We start from the raw sequence: 19,153 nt of genomic DNA on the forward strand, positions 1-19,153 counted from the left end.
AAGGGGAACAACGGAAACCAAAATCATGTGAAGTGGGACGGTGGTCCCAAAAACCCTGCTGGGGGGAAGTGGAATCGGTGACCCTGTCCGGTGCGGGCGGCGAGGGCGTGGGCAAACTTGTCCGCAACGGAATGCCTCTGTGCCAGTACCATTACCGGTTCGAGTTGATGGAGTGGGGCGTCGGTTCGTTTCTGAAACGTTACCCGCTCGCGGTTGTGCAAGGGGCGGGTGATGGCAGGCAAGCGCAAGCCACCGACGCGGAGTTTGTCGCCGATGCGATGGATGAAACCGACAACCACCTTCGGCCGACGTCTCCGGAGATCCTGGAGGCGCTGGTGAACACGGGGTTGTGGGACGCGCCGGTGGGCGGTTATCAGCCGCGGCCGGACTACTCTCATCTAAAGTCGGCGTCCATCGACCTCAACGACGCGGCGCTGACCGACAAGCAGTTGACCGCGGTGTGCCTGGTGTTTTACGGCGGGCTCAAAAAGAAAAAAGCGGCGCAGGTGATGCGCATATCCAGCCAGGCGCTCGCCGACCACATCAAAGCCGCGCTCAAAAAAATCGAGGAACGGATTCGGTGAGACTCAGGGAGTGACTTCGGGGGATGGTGTGGCAATGAGCCCGATGTAGAGAATGACCGCGCCCAGCACGGTGAACAGGGTGAAGTAGGTCCAGAAGAAAACCGGGCTGCGTTTGCGCTGCAGGGTGGTGCCCGCGCCGATCATGTATCCGGTCAGAATCCCGATCACGGGCGGCACCAGAAAACCCAGGCCCAGGGCGACGATCGGCCCGATGGTGTTCTGCACAACCAGCACCACGAGCAGAACGATGAGCCCCCCGAAAACGCCCAGAATGACGCTGTTCATACCAGACTCCTTCCTTTCATCCATTCTGCGCCCGTCCTGCTTCTATTTCAACTTGAACCGGACACCCGGTGAAATTTCATATCAGCCCGGAAACTCGTAAGGGACGGGGGAGGTGGGGTCGATCAGCCCTCCTTTGCGATGCTTTTCCAACTCCGGGGAAGGTGGCTTCGTTTTCCGGACGAAGATTTTGGAGATGGGGTCCTGGTAGATCTTCACCCAGCCGGGCTTGCCTTCCATGGCCCGGTGTGCCGCTTCATGATGTCCCGTCAACACGAACTGCGTTGGAAAGTCAGTGAGCAAGCGGTCCCCCTTTGATCTGCCTGTAGCAAATGCGGCGTTCAAATCGATGGTGCTCTGCGGGTAGGCCGTGCGGAAGCGGCCGTCGATCGACACCTTCGCCTGCGGAAATTTCCAGATCCAGTACTCGCCCCAGTCGAAGGGCACCACCGTGTTGCCGGATAGACCGTTGGCCTGCATGAAACGGGCGGCGTACGTTGGATACACGCTGGCCTCGACCCAGATTTTGTAATTGTTGCCGGAAAACAACTGCCAGCGGTTGATCAGGAAAAATATCATGAACACCAGCAGCACCGCCTGCGCCGCCCAGCGGAAATGGTTGGACAACCTAACGTAGTGCGGCCTGAAATCCAGCCTGCCCAGCATCAGGCTGTACTGCATGGAAAGGTACGGCAGCAACAGGATGACCGCCAGCACCGTGTGGCGCTGGTGCTTGAATCCGTAAACCAGGGCCACGGTCAGTACCGCGATTTCCCAGACGCGTTTTTTCGTTGGCAAAAACCAGCTCACAACAAACAGTGCCGCCAGGAATTTGTAATGAATGTAATCGGTGGTCCATAGCGGCACCGGCATCCATTCGGTGATGACCCTCTCGCGGCCGAGCGATTCGTAAAAGAACACCCACAGCTTGTAATGGTTGGGATGCATCAAAACCGCAGCGCAGCACAGGACGAAAATATTCACCAGCAGACGTGGGGCGCGCTCTCCGGATTTCCATCCGCGCGCCACCTCGATGAATGTGATGAGGCCGAAGATGCCCAGACCCGCGACCACCCCGCCGTGGCTGTTCACCCATCCCAGGAAAATCAGCGGCATCCAGAGGATCACACGCTGGTTGCCGTCGAAAAATTTCTGAAGCACGACGACCATCCAGGTGAGAAACAGGAACGTCGCCAGGTGCGGGCGCGTCATGAAGCCAGCGGACATCGCCGGCACCGCCAGCAGGAACAGGCCGAGGTACACGGTGACATTCCGCGATCGCGCGAAGTGCAACCCGGACAGCAAATGTATGATGTAAATACCCAGGCCCAGCTTGGCCAGAATGAGACCGGTGGAATCCGCCGCCGCATAGATGCCGTAGAAGATCACCTCCATCAACCATTCGTGGTTGATCCAGCGGTAACCCTCCGCCGTGTAGGAGTGCGGATTGGTGTCGTGCACCGCAGCCTGTTCGACGATTTCTTTACCGAAGTGGATGTGGCCCCACAGGTCCGGGTCGGCGCTCACCAGCGAAAACCAGGCGACGGCCCACACGTAAATGAATGCCCGCGCCCAGAGGATGAGGTGCTTTTCGGCTGCCGGACGGGCGGGAGCCGGCGTTTCGCCGGGGCCCGGTGGCGTGTTGTGGTGCTGGATTGGAGTTGGATTCGGCAAAGGCGGTTGTTCAGGGGTTGACGGGTTGACTTTGGCTGTTAACATTTTCAGGCAAGCGTGGGATAATTTCCAACAAAACTGAACGGAAACCTTCAATTCAGACGGAGACGACAGTGAACATCCTCGTATGCGTCAAGCAGGTGATCGACACCGGAGCGGCGATCGAAATCAAGGACGGCAAGGTGCAGAGTGAAGGCCTGCCGCGCGTGCTCAATCCTTACGACGAATTCGCGGTGGAAGAAGCGGTGCGCATCAAGGAAAGCGACGGCGAAAGCACGGTGACGCTCATCAGCATGGGGCCGGACAATTTCAAGGACACCCTTCGCAGGGGACTGGCCATGGGTGCGGACAAGGCGGTGCACCTGCTCGATCCGGCGTTCGAGGGACTGGATTCGCTGGGCGTGGCACAGGTACTGGCGGCGGGCATCCGCACGCTCGACCACGACCTCATCCTGTGCGGCCGCCAGGCGGTGGACGACGACATGGCGCAGGTGGGTCCGTCGCTGGCGGTGTTGCTCGGTCTGCCGTTCGTTTCCGTCATCACCAAACTGACCCTCGCGGACGACAAGAAAAGTGCCGAGGTGACCCGGCAGATCGAAGGCGGGTCGGAAATCATCGAGACGCCCCTGCCCGCTGTGCTGACCTGTCAGAAAGGCCTGAACGAACCACGGCTGCCGTCGCTCAAAGGCATCATGGCCGCAAAGAAAAAAGAGATCGCCGTGCTCGATGCGGCTGCGATCGGGTTCGATCCCGCGACACAGGGAGCGGCGGCCAATCACATCACGCAGGTGGACCTGGCCAAACCCCCCGCACGCAAGAAAGGCGTGATGCTGGAAGGCAGTCCGCAGGAAATCAGTTCAAAGCTGGTTGGAATCCTGCGGGACGAAATCAAAGTGGTGTGACCGACGGCCACGTTCTCCCTCTTTCCAAATCGGGCAAAAGTCCATGGACCCTTCCGGCAAAGACCCTCCTGCTTCCTCCCGCAACGCCCTTCCCTCAGCTTCAGACCCGGTCCGACACAATAAGCTTGCCAGGTGGGGATGGGGATCGCTGATCTTTTATTTGTTCCTGTTGACTCTGGGTGCCGCGGGCGAGTTTTTTGAATTTGAGTCGATCCTGAACCTTTCCTTGTTTTTGCCACCGGGAAAATTTTAATTGGGAAAAAGTCGGGTGAGGAAGTGTAATCCGGGGGAGGCCCCAGCCTCCCCCTTTTTACATGGAGGTTTGAAGTCTATACAAAGGAGAGTCCGTGCAGGTGAGCAGGAGATGGACTGAGAACCAATGGTCATTCCCGACTTCAGGGAATGAAGCTCCCGGGGGTCAGTTCCGGGAGGCAACCGAACTGTTCATCGTTTTGGTGTAGTCGGAGACTGAAACCGGATTCGAGGTCCCCATGAAAAGAACGGTCAACAGGGCAAGAAGAGCGACGGCTTTGAGATATTTGGGCTGATTCCGCTTGAATGAGGATGCGTTGAAAATCTGTCCGTTCAACATGGTTCCAGGTTTCCTTTGAAAATAGTTCAATTGCGTTAAATTAAGCAGAAATCATGCCAAAAATACCAAATGATATTTGTTCTATCCGTAAAACATTCAGCATTTTAGGCTAAGGGCGATTTTCCGGATTTCCGATAAGGAAACGCGGCTCCTTACAGTAAAAAAATCTGTGGATTCTGGGTGAAATTCCAGACATCGATTTATGAATAATCATACAATATAGGTATGATCAGCCATGAATTTCATTGGGTTCGGGTTTAGGATATGAATCGCAAAATCGAGTCGGTGCTTGTGGTTGGCCTGGGAAAAGTGGGCCGACTGGTGGGCATCCTGCTTCATGAATCCGGTTTCGTTGTAACAGGGTTGGACAGCGAAACTCATGAGGACCTGCCGTTTGCGGTGAAGCAGGGAAACGCGACCCGGGTTGCGACCTTGCGTAAGCAGATGCGCGGTCATGACGCGGTGGTGTCGTGCTTGCCTTATGACCTGAACACAGCGGTGGCCGAGTGCGCCCACTCCCTGGGAATACATTATTTTGATTTGACGGAAGACGTGGCCACCACGGCGGCAATCCGTAAAATGGCCCGAAAGGGCAAAGGGATTCTTGCGCCCCAATGCGGGCTGGCCCCGGGGTACATCAGCATTGTCGGTGCGGAGCTTGCCAAGACCTTCAAAAAATTGAGGAGCATCGAACTGCGCGTCGGTGCCTTGCCGCAAAATCCCAGCGGGCTGTTGGGTTACGCCTTCAACTGGTCGCCGGAGGGGGTGGTGAATGAATACCTGAACGACTGCGATGTCATCCAGGACGGACAGTGCGCGCAGGTTCCGGCGATGGAAAACCTGGAGACCGTGGTGATCGACGGCATGCAACTGGAGGCGTTTTCCACCTCAGGCGGTCTCGGCACCATGTGCGAGGCCTACGACGGCAAGGTGGAACGGTTGAATTACAAAACCATCCGCTACCCCGGGCACAACAAACTGATGCGGTTTTTCTTCAACGAACTGCACTTGCGCAACGACCGCAGAATGGCCGGGGAAATCCTGGTCAACGCCAAGCCGCCGGTGAACGACGACGTGGTGTTCGTGTATGCGGCGGTGGAAGGCTGGCGGAACAAAAAACTGGGCCGGGCGGAGTTTGTGCGCAGTTATTACCCGCGAAAAATTGCGGGCAACCACTGGCGCGCCATTTCCTGGACCACTGCGGCTTCCGTTTGTGCGGTGGTCGAACTCGTTTCCAATGGGGACCTGCCGCAAAACGGATTTCTGCAGCAGGAAACCATCCCGCTGGATCTGTTTTTCAAAACCCGTAACGGTGCCATGTACGACGACCAGGAATCCCGGCCGGGCACCGACTTTCCCGAGTTTGAAGCATGAGCTCAGGGAGGGGGCGGATTCCAAGGGAGGCCCCGGTATCCATATGATGTCCAGAAAGATTTGCGGCCCGAGGGAAACGGTCTTGTCCGGATTTAAAAAAGCGGATACGGGTATTTTTGGAAAAAAAAACCAGATCCCGGTGCAGCGGCTGGACAGCTGCCCCTTGGATTTCGGGTCCCCGGGAAATATTCTGGACGCTCCCGCCTCCACCCCCCTGCAGGACCGGACAGGCCAGCCCGGGATGGCGCCGATGCCCATTCAATCGGTGCGTGTGCTGGTTGCCGAGGATTCCCCGGAGCAGCAGTTGTTGATCAAGTACTATATGAATGCCTTTCCGTTCATGGTGGAGTTTGCCAGCGACGGGATGGAAGTGGTGGACAAGTTTCAAAGGGATCCCTTTCCCTTTGTTTTCATGGACATGCGAATGCCCAAAATGGATGGGCTGGCCGCCACTCGAGCCATCCGCAGGATGGAATCGGTGCAGAAACGGTTTCCGGCCCAAATCATCGCCCTCACCGGTTTGTGCCGGGATTCGGACCTGGAGGCCATCCGCCAGGCCGGGTGCGACGGCATTTTGCCTAAACCCTATACCAAATTGCAGTTTATGAGGAAAATAAAGGAAATCCTGCATATTCCCTGACCCCTGAAAATGCCCGCACTCCGAACGAGGCTAAAAAAATGCGCCTAAAATAAATCTTTTTACCCATTCCTTCCTCTAAAAATATAACCTTGGACAGGTCAACCCATCAGATACAAATCTTTAAATACTCCCAATAAATATTTATTTCTTTTCTGGAGAGGAGAACCATGCCTGAAAGAAAATCATCTGCACGCTGGAACGGAAGTTTGAAAGAGGGGAAAGGAACCATGAAACTCGGAAGCGGTGCCTACGAGGGACCCTTTTCGTTTCCTTCCCGGTTTGAATCCGGAGACGGCACCAACCCCGAAGAGCTGATCGCCGCCGCACATGCGGGTTGCTACTCCATGGCGTTTTCCGCCACTCTGGGAAAGAGCGGGTTCACGCCCGAGTCGGTGGCCACCACGGCAACGGTTCACCTGAACCAGGTCGAAGGGGGCTTCGGCATCACCCAGATCGATCTCGTTATGGAAGCCACCATCCCGGACATCGATGACGCCAAGTTCCAGGAAATCGCGGAAGCCGCCAAAGTCGGTTGCCCGGTGTCCAAGGCACTGGCGGGCCCGGAGATCACACTTCAGGCCACTCTCAAGAAGTAAACTTTTTTTTCAGTTCCCAAAAAACCCCGGAAACGCAAGTTCCCGGGGTTTTTATTTTTCAGGCACCCGGTTGAAGTGGCAGATATTTAGGATGCCCAAAATGGCATTATAAAAAATCGCCCCGAACGGGCCCGGTTCCGTTTAGAATAGGCTCGCTGGCGGGGTGCCCCGAATGGGATTGTGAATTTCAATCAAGAGGAGAGCCATGAGCGAGGGCAAACAGATCTGGGTTCTGGCGGAGGTGCTGGGCGGTCAGGTGAAACCGGTCAGCCTGGAAGCGCTCCATGCGGGCCAGACCCTGGGCGGTGAACTGGGTGCGACGGTGACGGCCGTGGTGGCCACCGCACCCGGTGCCGAAATTCCGGAAGATGTTGCCACCTGCGGTGTCGCGCGGGTACTCCACATTCAGCATGCGGCATTGGAAACCTTCAACAGCCTTGCGCTGGTGGAAGCGCTTGTCCCCGGGATCCAGTCGGAAAAGCCCGACGTGGTCATGATGGGCGCCACCAACCACGGCAAGGAACTGGCCCCGGCTCTTGCCGCCAAACTGGGTGCGGGCCTGGCCACCGACTGCATTGAACTCCATGGCGAAGGCGGGGTGGTGAAAGCCCGCCGCCCGGTGTACGCGGGCAAGGCGCACATCACCTTCCAGTTCGGCGACACCCGGCCCTGCATTCTCACGCTCCGACCCAACGTATTCCGTCCCGGTGAGACCACCCCCGGCGATGCCGTGTCGGTTGAGCCGGTCACAGCGGACATCGCGGAAAACGGCCTCCGTCTGAAAGTGAAGGAAGTGGTGCAGGCCGCCGGACGCAAGCTTGATATCACCGAAGCCCGTATCATCGTATCTGGCGGCATGGGCATGCAGAAGCCGGAAAACTTTTCCCTGCTGGAAGAACTGGCCGAATTGCTGGGCGCGGCGGTGGGTGCCAGCCGACCGGTGGTGGACAACGGCTGGCGCGAGTACTCCAACCAGGTCGGGCAGACGGGCCGGACGGTTTCCCCCGACCTCTATATCGCCTGCGGCATCTCCGGCGCCGTGCAACACCTGGCCGGGATGTCCTCGTCGCGCTGCATCGTCGCCATCAACAAGGACCCCAACGCGCCGATCTTCGACGTCGCCGATTACGGCATCGTGGGTGACGTGCTGGAAATCCTTCCTGTGATGACGGCGGAATTCAAAAAAGTCCTGCAAAAGTGATCCCGCCGTGGAAGGACTGATCGCCGACCTCCTGCGTCACCCCAACCTGAACCTGCCGAAGCACCCGGACCCCGCGGCTGTCGTTTCATCCCTGTCGCGTTTCCTTCGCCTGTGGGAGAAATGGAATCCCAAAATCCAGCTGACCTCTGAAAAAGACGCGGGGGAAGTGATCCGCCGGCATGTGTTCGACTCCCTGCAATACGCGCGGGCGGTGGGGCCGGATTTGCGAACCCTTGACATTGGTTCCGGCGGAGGCTTCCCGGCGATTCCGCTCAAAATCCTGTTTCCCGACCTTCCCCTCACCCTGCTCGAAAGCCTGCGCAAGAAAACCGGGTTTCTGCATGCCTCCGGGTCGGAACTGGGGTTCCACGATTTCGAAGTGGTGAACGCCCGGGCGGAAGAGGCGGCAGGCGACCCGGCTCTGGCGGAATCTTTCGATTGCGTCACCTACCGCGCGGTGGGTTCCACCGGCCAATGCCTCGAATGGGCCCGGCCGTTTTTGAAACCGGGAGGGCGGGTGGTGGTGAAAAAGGGTCTGGAAGAAGGGGAGGCCACCATCCCGGCCACCAGCCCCTTTGTATTAGACCAGGCCTTCCCTATTTTCGGGCATGACGGCAAAGAGTCGCGGCTCCTCGTATTCCGCCTCCAACACTGAAGTTTCCCTTTTTCCGGGGCCAAAACCCTCAATCAACCATTTCAATAATCCCCCGCCTTCCCCAATGTTCCACGTGAAACACCGGGCCCCGCCCGGGGGGAATATGAATGAATTTGTGAGGGTTTCAACTGCAATACATTGAATGGGGCCTCAGGCCCTGTTTCACGTGGAACATTGAGGCTTTTGTCTGGACGAACGGAACCGGTTGAAATCGGGTCACAAGCCGCATGGCCGGGGTTTTTCGGTTGGCGGGGTATAAAAATCCGTGCTACATTGAATGAGTTTTCTCCCACCCTGGAGGCTATCCAAATGGCTTCGATCATCAGCATCGCCAATCAGAAAGGCGGCGTCGGCAAGACCACGACCGCCGTGAACCTGGCCGCATGCATTGCCCTTGCAGGCAAAAGAGTATTGCTTGTGGACATCGACCCGCAAAGCAACGCCACCAGTGGCCTCGGCGTCACTCCCAACGGCAACGGTGGTATTTATGGTCTGTTGATGGGTTCGGCCACTCTGGACGACGTGGTCCATGCCACCGAAATCGACACCCTCAAAATCGTTCCCGCGACGGTGGATCTTGCCGGGGCGGAAGTGGAGCTGGTCGGCATCGAGCACCGAGAATCGCGCCTGAAACAGGCGCTCCAGCCGGCGCTGGACCGATTCGATTTTCTGGTCATCGACTGCCCGCCGTCTTTGGGCCTGCTTACTTTGAATGCTCTCACCGGATGCCACTCCGTGCTGGTGCCGATGCAGTGCGAATATTACGCGCTTCAGGGATTGAGCCATTTGATGAAAACACTCAAGCGCGTCAAGCAGGCGCTCAACCCGGAGCTGCGCATCGAGGGCATCCTGCTCACCATGTACGACGCCCGCACCAGCCTCACACGGCAGGTGCAGGACCAGGTGAAAAAATACTTCAAGGATTTTCTGCTGAAGACCGTCATCCCGCGAAACGTGCGGTTGAGCGAGGCACCGAGCCACGGCCAGCCGGTGGTATTGTACGACAGCCGCTCGAAAGGCGCGGATGCCTACGTCGAACTGGCCAAAGAAATCATAGCCCGCACGCGTTCGCGGCAGGGGAATCCGTCCCCAAATCTGAGTGAGGTGACGCCATGAGCCGCAAAGCTTTGGGCAAGGGCATCGACGCGCTGTTTGGAGACGCGCCGGAGGGCACCGAAGCGCCGGCCCCATCCGCCGGCGTCACCACGGTGCCGCTGGAACAGATCGTGCCCAACACCAACCAGCCGCGCAAGGAATTCGACGACGAAAAACTGAACGAGCTGGTGGAATCGATCAAGCAGAACGGCGTGATCCAGCCCATCGTCGTGCAGAAGCAGGGCGACGGCTACCAGTTGATCTGCGGCGAGCGCCGCTGGCGTGCCAGCCAGGCGGCGGGGAAGAAAGATATCCCTGTCGTCATCCGTGAAGTGAACGACACCGAGTCGCTCCAGATCGCACTCATCGAAAACATCCACCGCCAGGATTTGAATCCCATTGAAGAGGCCGAGGCCTACCAGCGGTTGGTTCAGGACTACGGCCTGACCCAGGACGAGGTGGCGCAGAGGGTCGGCAAGAACCGGGTGACCGTGGCCAACACGCTGCGACTGCTGAAACTGTCGAAGCCGATCAAGGACGATCTCGCCGCCGAGCGGTTGAGCATGGGCCACGCCCGGGCGCTCCTTGCCATCGGCAACGAACGCGACCGCGAAGACGCGCGCCAGCTGGTGGTGCGAAAGGGCATGACCGTACGGCAGCTGGAGCAACTGGCCCAGCGGATCAGCCAGCCCTCATCCACCGCCACTAAAAAAAACGCCCAAAAGGACATATTCATAAAAGACCTCGAAAAGCAGTTCGAGCGCAAGCTGGGTACCAAGGTGCACGTGAAGGCGGGCAGGAAGGGCGGCCAGGTGGTCATTCAGTATTACAACAATGACGATTTACAACGCATTCATGATATGATAATCAAGTAATTGAAAGAAATACGATTATGGGAATGTTCGATTCAAAACCAGCAACTAGCGGAGGAGGCATGGCGAAGCCAGTGGAAACCAACAAGGACATCAAGGCGTACATGGGCGAGGAGACCCATTTCAAAGGAACCCTCAGCTTCACCGGCACCGTGCGCATGGACGGTCAACTGGAAGGCGAAGTGCAGACGCAGGACACGTTGATCGTCGGTGAAAAAGGTGTGGTGAAAGCAGACATCACCGCGGGCACCGTCATCTGCAAGGGCAAAATCTACGGCACCATCAAGGCCAGCCAGCGCGTCGAGATCCACGCCAAAAGCGAAATGGTCGGCAACATCGACACGCCCTCGATCTTCATCGAAGTCGGTGCGGTCTTCGACGGCAACTGCAAGATGGGAGTCAGCGAAAAAAAGGTGGTCCCCCTGGTGAAGGATGAGTCGGCGGAAAAAACCGGCACCGACCATAAAAACTGACGGCCCTGTTTCATCCCGGGACCGCGCCGCACCCACACCGCCCGCTCCCGGAAGGCCCCGCGCCACCGCCTCCTTAACCCGTTGAAATCCAGTTAGTTATTGAGATTGTGCGGACCTGACCGTACAATGCGGGGTATGGCCAGCCACGAGGACGGTACCTTATACATAGTCAGCACGCCGATCGGCAACCTGGGGGACTTCACCTACCGGGCGGTCGAGACCCTGGGCGCGGTGAAGCTCATCGCCGCGGAAGACACACGCCGGTCGCGCATCCTGCTGGATCATTACCAGATCAGCACGCCCCTTTCCAGCTTCAACAGTTACAACCAGATCAAAAAAGCGCCGCAGTTTTTGAAAACGTTGCAGGCCGGGGAGGATGTCGCGCTCATCTCCGACGCGGGCACGCCGGGCATCTCGGATCCCCTGTTCTACCTTGTCGGGCAGGCGTTGGAAGCCGGCATCAACGTGGTTTCGATTCCCGGACCGTCGTCGGTGATGGCGGCGCTCACGGTGTCGGGTCTGCCTATCGACCGCTTTTCCTTCGCCGGGTTTCTGCCGCGCAAGAAACGCAGGAAGGCGACCATCGAATCGCTCTCGCAACTGCCCGGTGCGGTGGTGCTGTTCGAGTCGCCCAACCGCCTGGAGAAAACCCTCACGGAACTGCTCGAGGCATTCGGCAACCGACAGGCGGTGATCGCCCGCGAGCTGACCAAGCTGCACGAGGAAATTTTGCGCGGGTCTTTGCAGGAGCTGGTTGAAACGAACCGTGGTAAAAAATGGAAGGGTGAAATCACGCTGGTGATCGCCGGCACCGGCCGCGGTGGGAAAAAAGAAGGTCAAGAAACCACAGATGAACACAGATGAACACCGATCCGGCGCGCTCGAGTTTTTAATGGACCAGGAGAAGGGTTACAAAAGGAGCCACTGTTTTTCATGTCCATCATTTCGTACATCGGCCCGAAGGGGGGCATCGGCAAGACGACGCTGGCGATCAACACCGCCGCCGCCCTGACACGGGTTCTGGAATCGACGCAGACGAACCGGCCGATCTGCCTGGTCGATCTCGACCTGCGCCTGCCCACCATCGCCAGCCTGTTGGACAGCCACCCGTCACGCAGTTTTTACGACCTGTTCGAGGCGCTCGCCAACAAGACGTACCAGGTCGATTTCCTCCGCACGGTTTACCAGATGCTGTCCACCTTCCGCCGTTACACCGAAGGCACCATCGAGGCCGGCGATGCGCAACTGCAGAAACAGTACAGCCGCTACCAGACTCTCAAGACGGAGCTGTTTCATTTTGGTGGATTTGAGTTCGCCGACACCCTCCACGAACTGTTTCTGCGTCGTGGCGAAGTACAGACCCCGGCGCAACTGCGCGAGGTGGCGGACCTCGTCCATGCCATCCCGCTGGACAAATTGCGCGCGGTCATGATGAAGGCGGACGCCGGATCGCGTCCGGATCCCGACGACTACATCAACCATATCGAGGAATACGGGTTTTCGCTGATTGGCGGCGAGGTGCCGATTCTGGGCAAGCGCGAGCATCGAAAGCGCATCAACCAGCCGGAGTTTCTTCTGCTGTTCCTTGATTTCCTGCGCGGCGTGTTCGACCGCTTCGAGCACACCATCCTCGACACCCCGGCGGGCGGGGTCAATCATGTGTCGTCGCTCATCTGCCAGATCGACCAGGTGGCGTTCGTCTTCGACCTCAGCAACACGCTTGCCATCAACGGAAGCATCGACGCGCTCCACACCTTCATCGATTATTACGAAGACTTCAACGCTGACTACGCGCGCGGCCAGTTGACGGGCATCGAGAAGGCATACATTGAGCGCGTGCAGGCGAAGGACGGCAAGGCGGCGGTGTACGAGTCGATGAAGAACAAGCAGATGGGCCTCGTGTTCAACCGCCTCGAGGATTTGAAGGAAGTGCCGCCGGCGCTCGACCGCCTGCGTCAGTACCTCGACACGCTGGACAAGTACCACCAGTACAAAAAGCGGATTCACATTCTCGGCATGGTGCCGCAGAACAAGGTGGTGAACATCACCAACAACCGCGGTTCGCTTTTTTACACCATGGACTCGGGACTGGCGGGCCGCATGGACCAGATTGCGCGCGGCCTTTCGTCGAACATGCAAAATTGCCCGGCGCTGGACGAGGACGACCGCGTTATACTGAGTTACCTGGAAAAATACAAAACCAATTCCCGCTTCCGCGTGTTCGGCGGGTGAGCGGATAAGGTCATTACCGACACCTCTATGGCGCAGACATCCAAATTAAAAGTCCTGACAATCGCCGAGTACAACCTGATCGCCAACAAGGATCCGGTCGGCAGTTACGACCGCAAAACGCGCGAGAACCTGGATGCCATTCGCGCCAAGCTGGTGGACAACCTGCCGCACCTGTCCGACCTCGAACGCCGTTTGCACGACAAGTTCAAGGACGCCGGGTTCCAGGCGCTGGAGAAAAAGGAAAGCCAGGTGCGGAGCGAAGTCACCCGTTACCGCCTGTCTTCCCGCACCCGCCGCGCGCTGGCGTGGTCGGGGTCCGCGGTCGCCGTCACCGTGCTCGGCCTGTGGTTCGTCTATGCGCTGGTGCTCGATGCCGCCACGCAGAAGCGCGTCGATTACATGATCTACGAACGGCTCGGCCAGCTCGGCATGGCCTCACCGCAGGAGGTGAAGAAGATCAAAAGCGAGCTGGACAAACTCGAGCGCGACCTTGTGGTGACGAAAAAGAAAAACCAGGAACTGGCGCAGATGATCGACCAGATGATCCAGAACAACAAGGTCCCGCAGAACCTGAAGGTCATCGTCAAGCGCATCTACGACGACCCGCGCACCAGGTACGTGAAGAAGAACGGAACGACGGAGTTGCTGTTCGACGGCAAACGCATCGCCAGGTATTCCACCAAAGCGGAGAGCTGGTACATCCTGGGCATCCTGGAAACCGGCATGCTGAAGATTTTTTATAATGATGAAGAGATCCTGGAGATCCCCGCCATCTTCGGTCGCAAGGATGAAGAGACGCCGGTGGGCGAGTACGAGATCGAGAACAAGCTGTTCAAACCGACCTGGTACAAGAAGGAAGACGTGAACGGCAAGACCATCGTGCGCGCCATTCCGTTCGGCGACCCGGACCACGAGATCGGCCACTGGTGGCTGGGCATGAAGCGGCTGGGCAAACCGGTGCCGGGCAGCTACGGCATCCACGGCGTCAACGTGGCGCGCACCAACGAGTTTTTCAAAAAGAATTACGATCACCGCGGCGGCAGTGCGGGCTGTCCCAACATCCAGGAATGGAACCTCGACTTCCTCGCCCACGTCCTGCCCAAAGGCACCCCCGTCCACATCGTCCACGAAGAAAAGTGGAGCAAGTCGGCCTGACCGGCCCACGGCCGGAGGAAAAATGGAAGTAGCCATTTCCCTGTTAACTTTTCTTGAATTGATGTACCAATTTTGATACATTATTGTTATGGATCTTAAGCGGGTTCCGGCGGTATTTTTTAAAACCGAGCAGGGGACGGAACCCGTTCGGGACTGGTTACTGTCGTTGGGCAAAGCCGATCGAACTGCTGTAGGAGTTGACATCAAAACGGTCAAATACGGTTGGCCCATTGGCATGCCGGCTTGCCGTCCTCTGGGTCAGGGACTTTGGGAGGTTCGCACCCGTTTGGAAAACCGCATTGCCCGCGTTATCTTTTATATTCACGAGGAACGCATGGTGTTGTTGCACGGGTTCATCAAAAAATCCCAGAAAACACCGAAACCGGATAAGGATCTGGCTTTAAAAAGAAGAAGGGAATTGGAAGCCCATGAGTAAAAAACATAAAAAGAATCCGCGTTTGGGATCGACTCTGGACGCGTTGCTGGAAGAAGACGGGACGCTGGATGCCGCCAACACTCTGGCCCTGAAACGTGTGTTTGCGTACCAGCTTGAACAAACGATGAAAGAGAAGGGGCTCAAAAAGCCGGAGTTGTCGCAACGCATGCACACCAGCCGCGCCGCGTTGGACCGCCTGCTCGATCCGGAAAACCCTTCAGTCACCCTCAATACCCTCAACCGCGCCGCCAGCGCCGTGGGCAAAAAATTGAAGTTGGAACTGGTGGACTCGTAGCTCCCGGCCCCGTCAATAAATTAAATTTGCCCCATCTGCCTTGTGCCAGTACAATCTCGCCTTAACTTATTGTTTCATTTCTTATTATTCGGGCCCCGCAAATGAAAAAACCGTGGAGTGGCAGATTCGAGCAGGCGACAGACGACCTGATGATCCGGTTTTCACAATCGGTGTCGTTCGATCGGCGGCTCTACGCCTACGACATCCAGGGCTCGATCGCCCACTGCAAAACCCTGCAGAAGGCGAAGCTGGTGACATCCGCGGAATCGAAAAAAATCATCGGCGGCCTGCAATCCATCCTGAAAGAAATCGAGAGTGGCAAATTCGTCTTCAGGGAAGAACTCGAAGACGTGCACATGAACATCGAAAAGCGGCTGATCGAAAAGATCGGTCCCGCCGGCGGCAAACTGCACACGGGCCGAAGCAGGAACGACCAGGTGGCGCTCGACCTGCGCCTGTACATGCGCGACGAGATCACGCACATCGAACGGTCATTGAAACGGCTCGGCCGAACGCTGATCGGTCAGGCCAAAAAACACGTCAACACCATCATCCCCGGTTACACGCACCTGCAACGGGCGCAACCGGTGTCGCTGGCGCATCACCTGCTGGCTTACGTCGAGATGTTCGGACGCGATCGCGCCCGCCTCGACGACGTCCTCAAGCGGGTGAACGTGATGCCGCTGGGATCGGCGGCGCTGGCGGGATCGGGTTACCCCCTCGACCGCCACTACACCGCGCGCCTGCTCAAGTTCCCGGCCGTCACGCACAACAGCATGGACGCGGTGAGCGACCGCGATCACGTTGTCGAGTTCCTCGCCGCCGCGTCTTTACTCATGGCGCACCTCAGCCGACTGTGCGAAGAACTCATTCTATGGGCGAGCAGTGAGTGGAAGCTGGTGGAGCTGTCCGACGCGTTCACCACGGGAAGCAGCATCATGCCGCAGAAAAAGAACCCGGACGCGGCGGAGCTGGTGCGCGGCAAGACGGGACGGGTGTACGGTCACCTCATGAACCTGCTCACTCTGCTCAAGGGCCAGCCGCTGGCCTACAACAAGGACATGCAGGAGGACAAGGAACCGCTGTTCGATGCGGTCGATACCGTGCAGACCGCGCTCGACGTGTTCGACGGCATGATGAAATCGGCGAAGTTCACCGCCCCGTCGATCGCCACGCTCGAGGCCAGCGGGTTTCTGACGGCCACGGAGATCGCCGATTACCTGGTACTGAAGGGCATGCCCTTCCGCGATGCGCACGAGGTGACGGGCAAGGCGGTGGCCTATTGCCTGAAACACAGCAAGGGACTGACCGACCTGTCGCTCGACGAATACAAAACCTTCTCGCCGAAATTCAAGAAGGATATTTTCGATTACGTGTCGATTGAAGGCGCGGTGGACCGCAAGAACGTCTATGGCGGCACGGCGCGCAACCAGGTGCGGGAACAACTGAAGCGCGTGACCAAAGAATGGAAATAACCTGCCCCCACTGCGTGGGCGGGCGTGGCCCGCGGCAAACAGGCTGATACGTTGCGGGCGAACGATGGTTTTTGGGCGCGTTCCAAACTCAAAATATTTTCCTGGAGCGTAGCCCGAATCACCTCGTGCGTGGGCGGGCGTGGCCCGCGCCAAACAGGCTGATGCGTTACGGGCGAACGAGGGTCATCCTGCACTTGCTGAATACGACTTGTTCCTTCCGGGCGTAGCCCGGTTCCTTCTCCCCTGGCGGGAGAAGGCCAGGATGAGGGGGGTTCATGAATCTTCCTTTGTATCCACATTACCAACGCTCAAAATGACGCCACACCTCAAAACATTTTGCCGATTGCTGATCGTCCTGTTGCTGGCGGGGTTGGTGTTGTCCGCCTGCGGGCGCAAGGCGCCACCGCAGCCGCCGCTCCAACAACCCGCGGTGGAAAACGAAACCCAGCTGGAAGAGTCACCGACCCTGGGTGGCGAAGACGCTCCGACCCAGCCGCCGGAGGACGCCCCGCCCGCCGTGCCCCCCTACCCTTGAACCCCCTCGCCCGGTTGGCCCTTTCCCGTTTTCCCCTGATTTCCACCCCATCCCATAACCTCCAAAAAATCAATCAGATGATTGCATTTTTATGAAGACAGCTAAACAGAATTCGGTTATAATGCTTACCTAATCAACTTCAAAAGAATCAATAGCTTATAAGAGGGCCTCTAATCGGCCTCTTTTATAAGTGTTGAAATTTCAATATTTTCTGTTTTTGCCCGGACGGGGGTGGGAAAGCCCGGTTTTCCGCACCTGTAATATTCACCGGTAGTGGGAAGGATGCGAGTATGAACAACGACGAAGTGGCTTTGTATTTGAACGAACACCCGGAGTTTTTCAACGATTACCCGGAGCTGTTGACCCGGATCAAAACCATCGAGGAAACCGACCTGCCCGTGCAGCCGCTCAAGACGCTCAGCATCGCCGACCGCATCCTGCGCCGCGTCCAGCAGGACAAGGAACACATCAAGGGTCAACTCGAATGGTTCATGGAAGTGGCGGAGTGCAATGAGCGCATCCTCGAGCACCTGTTCGAAATCGAGCGCATCTGTCTGTACAGCCACAACTTCATGCAGATGGCGAGCGAGATCCGGAGCGAGATCATCAAGCGCTTCGGCATCCAGGGCGTGATGATCTGCCTGGTGGATGGCGCGGATCATTTCATCGCTACCAGCTTGCCGCAGGGCACGCCGCGGGATGGCATCGAAAGCCTGCGCCTGATCGACCAGGAAACCCTGTTCGACTGGTTCAAGGATGGCTGGGGCCCGTTGATGCGCAACAACCTGGAAGCCGGATCCGAGCTGTTCGCCGAAACCGATTCCGGACCCATCCGCTCTGAAGCCCTGATTCCCATCCTCCTGCACGGTAAGATGGCCGGCGCGTTGTGCCTGGGCAGCATCGACCCGGCGCAGTTCCATGAGGGCCTTCGTACCGACTACCTGGAGCGCACCGCCGAGAAGCTGGGCATCGCCATTGACAACGTGCTCCTGATGGAAGGAATGAAAAATCAATCCCTCCTGGATTCCGTCACCGGACTGTACAACGAGTCGTACCTGAACACGGCGGTGAAACGCGAGTTCGACCGCGCAAGGCGTTACGAAAAGAGCCTTTCCTGCGTCAAATTGCAGATTGACTATTGGGATGATCTCATTAATACTGGGGACATAGACAGGTATCAAATTCTCGTCGAGATCGGCCGCATTCTCCAGCAAAATTCACGCGATGGCGACCTGCTGTTCCGGGTCAACGACGGTGATTTCATGGTGCTTCTCCCCGGAATTTGCGGTGATGCCGCCTGTCAAATGGCCAACCGGCTGAAGTCGGACGTGGAAGATGCACTCAACCCCGGTCCGGCGGATGCGTTTCTAAAAATCAACCTGCGGATCGTATCGTACCCCGACAGCGAGATCGTCAATTATGACGATTTCGATTACGCGTTGTCGGTGATGGACGGCGTCGACCCCGAAGAAAACAGCGAATCCCTTACTGCATGATCACACACGCACAACCCGGCGACGCCGAAGACATTCTGAACCTCATCAACGATTACGCGGAGTCGGGCCTCATGTTGCCGCGCCTGCTCGAGGACGTAAGGAAAAACCTGCACCAGTTCCGCGTTTACCGGGAGGACGGACAAATTCGAGGCGTCCTGGCGCTGAGCTACGGCGCCGAAGGCCTGGTCGAAATCCGGTCGCTCGCCGTGCACCGCGACCACGCTCGCACGGGCATCGCCAGCCGCCTGATTGAAGGCGGCATCGACGACGCCATCCACGCCGGGTACTCGCACGTGTTCGTTCTGACTTACGCCGTGCCGTTGTTTCACCGGTTCGGGTTTGAGGTGATCGACAAAAACCGCCTGCCGGAAAAAATCTGGAAAGACTGCAAGGTGTGCCCGAAGCAGGAACGCTGTGATGAAACCGCCATGATCCGCCCCCTGGTATTTGCACCGGTGGTGGAACCCGTGCTCGAACCCATCGCCGCACCCGCTGTGCTGGCGGAACCCGTCACAAGTCAGGAACCCGTCACGGGTATGGAGCCGGTCACCGGCATGGAACCGGCGGCGGCGTAAAAAGAGCCGTGGCC

21 protein-coding genes are annotated in these 19,153 nt (G+C 57.8%); 19 read left to right on the forward strand and 2 right to left on the reverse strand.

The annotated features are described in order from the left end of the window. Nucleotides 1–68 precede the first annotated feature (68 nt). Entirely contained in the window at nucleotides 69–584 is a 516-nt protein-coding gene (locus ACTRW9_RS04545; protein ID WP_442428457.1) for a hypothetical protein, read from the forward strand. A 3-nt stretch (nucleotides 585–587) separates the two neighbouring features. Here ACTRW9_RS04545 and ACTRW9_RS04550 read toward each other — a convergent pair whose 3' ends face one another. Further along, complete coding sequence (locus ACTRW9_RS04550) at nucleotides 588–869, reverse strand: hypothetical protein (protein ID WP_442426942.1); 282 nt, start codon at nucleotides 867–869, stop codon at nucleotides 588–590. Nucleotides 870–950: 81 nt separating this feature from the next. Further along, nucleotides 951–2,540, reverse strand: coding sequence for a hypothetical protein (locus tag ACTRW9_RS04555; RefSeq protein WP_442428458.1), 1,590 nt, complete (start codon nucleotides 2,538–2,540; stop codon nucleotides 951–953). Nucleotides 2,541–2,653: 113 nt separating this feature from the next. On the opposite strand from ACTRW9_RS04555, the gene ACTRW9_RS04560 reads away from it, so the two are divergent. The 18 genes from ACTRW9_RS04560 to ACTRW9_RS04645 all read left to right on the forward strand — a co-directional run bounded on the left by ACTRW9_RS04560 (nucleotide 2,654) and on the right by ACTRW9_RS04645 (nucleotide 19,139). Next, complete coding sequence (locus ACTRW9_RS04560; RefSeq protein ID WP_442428459.1) at nucleotides 2,654–3,442, forward strand: electron transfer flavoprotein subunit beta/FixA family protein; 789 nt, start codon at nucleotides 2,654–2,656, stop codon at nucleotides 3,440–3,442. A gap of 856 nt (nucleotides 3,443–4,298) precedes the next feature. After that, nucleotides 4,299–5,408, forward strand: coding sequence for a saccharopine dehydrogenase C-terminal domain-containing protein (locus tag ACTRW9_RS04565; RefSeq protein ID WP_442428460.1), 1,110 nt, complete (start codon nucleotides 4,299–4,301; stop codon nucleotides 5,406–5,408). A gap of 82 nt (nucleotides 5,409–5,490) precedes the next feature. Continuing rightward, a complete protein-coding gene (locus ACTRW9_RS04570; RefSeq protein ID WP_442428461.1) occupies nucleotides 5,491–6,048 on the forward strand; it encodes a response regulator in 558 nt (185 codons plus the stop codon). Nucleotides 6,049–6,215: 167 nt separating this feature from the next. Further along, nucleotides 6,216–6,644 carry an OsmC family protein gene (locus ACTRW9_RS04575; protein WP_442426947.1) on the forward strand — a complete coding sequence of 143 codons (429 nt, stop codon included), beginning with the start codon at nucleotides 6,216–6,218 and terminating at the stop codon, nucleotides 6,642–6,644. Nucleotides 6,645–6,849: 205 nt separating this feature from the next. Beyond that, complete coding sequence (locus ACTRW9_RS04580) at nucleotides 6,850–7,845, forward strand: electron transfer flavoprotein subunit alpha/FixB family protein (protein WP_442428462.1); 996 nt, start codon at nucleotides 6,850–6,852, stop codon at nucleotides 7,843–7,845. A gap of 7 nt (nucleotides 7,846–7,852) precedes the next feature. Then, nucleotides 7,853–8,500, forward strand: a complete 648-nt coding sequence (gene rsmG / locus ACTRW9_RS04585) for a 16S rRNA (guanine(527)-N(7))-methyltransferase RsmG (protein ID WP_442428463.1) — start codon at nucleotides 7,853–7,855, stop codon at nucleotides 8,498–8,500. 309 nt (nucleotides 8,501–8,809) lie between these two features. Beyond that, nucleotides 8,810–9,616, forward strand: coding sequence for a ParA family protein (locus tag ACTRW9_RS04590; protein WP_442428464.1), 807 nt, complete (start codon nucleotides 8,810–8,812; stop codon nucleotides 9,614–9,616). After that, nucleotides 9,613–10,470 (forward strand): ParB/RepB/Spo0J family partition protein, encoded by an 858-nt coding sequence (locus ACTRW9_RS04595; protein WP_442428465.1) that lies wholly within the window; start codon nucleotides 9,613–9,615, stop codon nucleotides 10,468–10,470. Before ACTRW9_RS04590 ends, ACTRW9_RS04595 begins: the two co-directional genes overlap by 4 nt. 59 nt (nucleotides 10,471–10,529) lie before the next feature. Then, complete coding sequence (locus ACTRW9_RS04600) at nucleotides 10,530–10,940, forward strand: bactofilin family protein (protein ID WP_005006831.1); 411 nt, start codon at nucleotides 10,530–10,532, stop codon at nucleotides 10,938–10,940. A gap of 135 nt (nucleotides 10,941–11,075) precedes the next feature. Further along, entirely contained in the window at nucleotides 11,076–11,804 is a 729-nt protein-coding gene (gene rsmI / locus ACTRW9_RS04605) for a 16S rRNA (cytidine(1402)-2'-O)-methyltransferase (RefSeq protein WP_442428466.1), read from the forward strand. A 69-nt stretch (nucleotides 11,805–11,873) separates the two neighbouring features. Next, nucleotides 11,874–13,172: a ParA family protein gene (locus ACTRW9_RS04610; protein WP_442426953.1), complete on the forward strand. Its 1,299-nt coding sequence runs from the start codon at nucleotides 11,874–11,876 to the stop codon at nucleotides 13,170–13,172. A 27-nt stretch (nucleotides 13,173–13,199) separates the two neighbouring features. Next, nucleotides 13,200–14,327 carry a L,D-transpeptidase gene (locus tag ACTRW9_RS04615; protein WP_442428467.1) on the forward strand — a complete coding sequence of 376 codons (1,128 nt, stop codon included), beginning with the start codon at nucleotides 13,200–13,202 and terminating at the stop codon, nucleotides 14,325–14,327. A gap of 88 nt (nucleotides 14,328–14,415) precedes the next feature. Continuing rightward, on the forward strand, nucleotides 14,416–14,763 hold the full coding sequence (locus tag ACTRW9_RS04620) for a type II toxin-antitoxin system RelE/ParE family toxin (RefSeq protein WP_442428468.1): 348 nt from the start codon (nucleotides 14,416–14,418) through the stop codon (nucleotides 14,761–14,763). Beyond that, on the forward strand, nucleotides 14,756–15,058 hold the full coding sequence (locus ACTRW9_RS04625) for a helix-turn-helix domain-containing protein (protein WP_442428469.1): 303 nt from the start codon (nucleotides 14,756–14,758) through the stop codon (nucleotides 15,056–15,058). Before ACTRW9_RS04620 ends, ACTRW9_RS04625 begins: the two co-directional genes overlap by 8 nt. Nucleotides 15,059–15,159: 101 nt before the next feature. Continuing rightward, nucleotides 15,160–16,533 (forward strand): argininosuccinate lyase, encoded by a 1,374-nt coding sequence (argH, locus tag ACTRW9_RS04630; protein ID WP_442426957.1) that lies wholly within the window; start codon nucleotides 15,160–15,162, stop codon nucleotides 16,531–16,533. A 313-nt stretch (nucleotides 16,534–16,846) separates the two neighbouring features. Then, nucleotides 16,847–17,068 (forward strand): hypothetical protein, encoded by a 222-nt coding sequence (locus tag ACTRW9_RS04635; protein WP_442428470.1) that lies wholly within the window; start codon nucleotides 16,847–16,849, stop codon nucleotides 17,066–17,068. 290 nt (nucleotides 17,069–17,358) lie between these two features. Continuing rightward, a complete protein-coding gene (locus tag ACTRW9_RS04640) occupies nucleotides 17,359–18,564 on the forward strand; it encodes a DUF484 family protein (protein WP_442428471.1) in 1,206 nt (401 codons plus the stop codon). Next, entirely contained in the window at nucleotides 18,561–19,139 is a 579-nt protein-coding gene (locus tag ACTRW9_RS04645) for a GNAT family N-acetyltransferase (protein WP_442428472.1), read from the forward strand. The genes ACTRW9_RS04640 and ACTRW9_RS04645 overlap by 4 nt, the downstream gene beginning before the upstream one ends. Nucleotides 19,140–19,153 lie beyond the last annotated feature (14 nt).

This window comes from Nitrospina sp. 32_T5 (genome assembly GCF_052156635.1).
GTDB lineage: Bacteria > Nitrospinota > Nitrospinia > Nitrospinales > Nitrospinaceae > Nitrospina.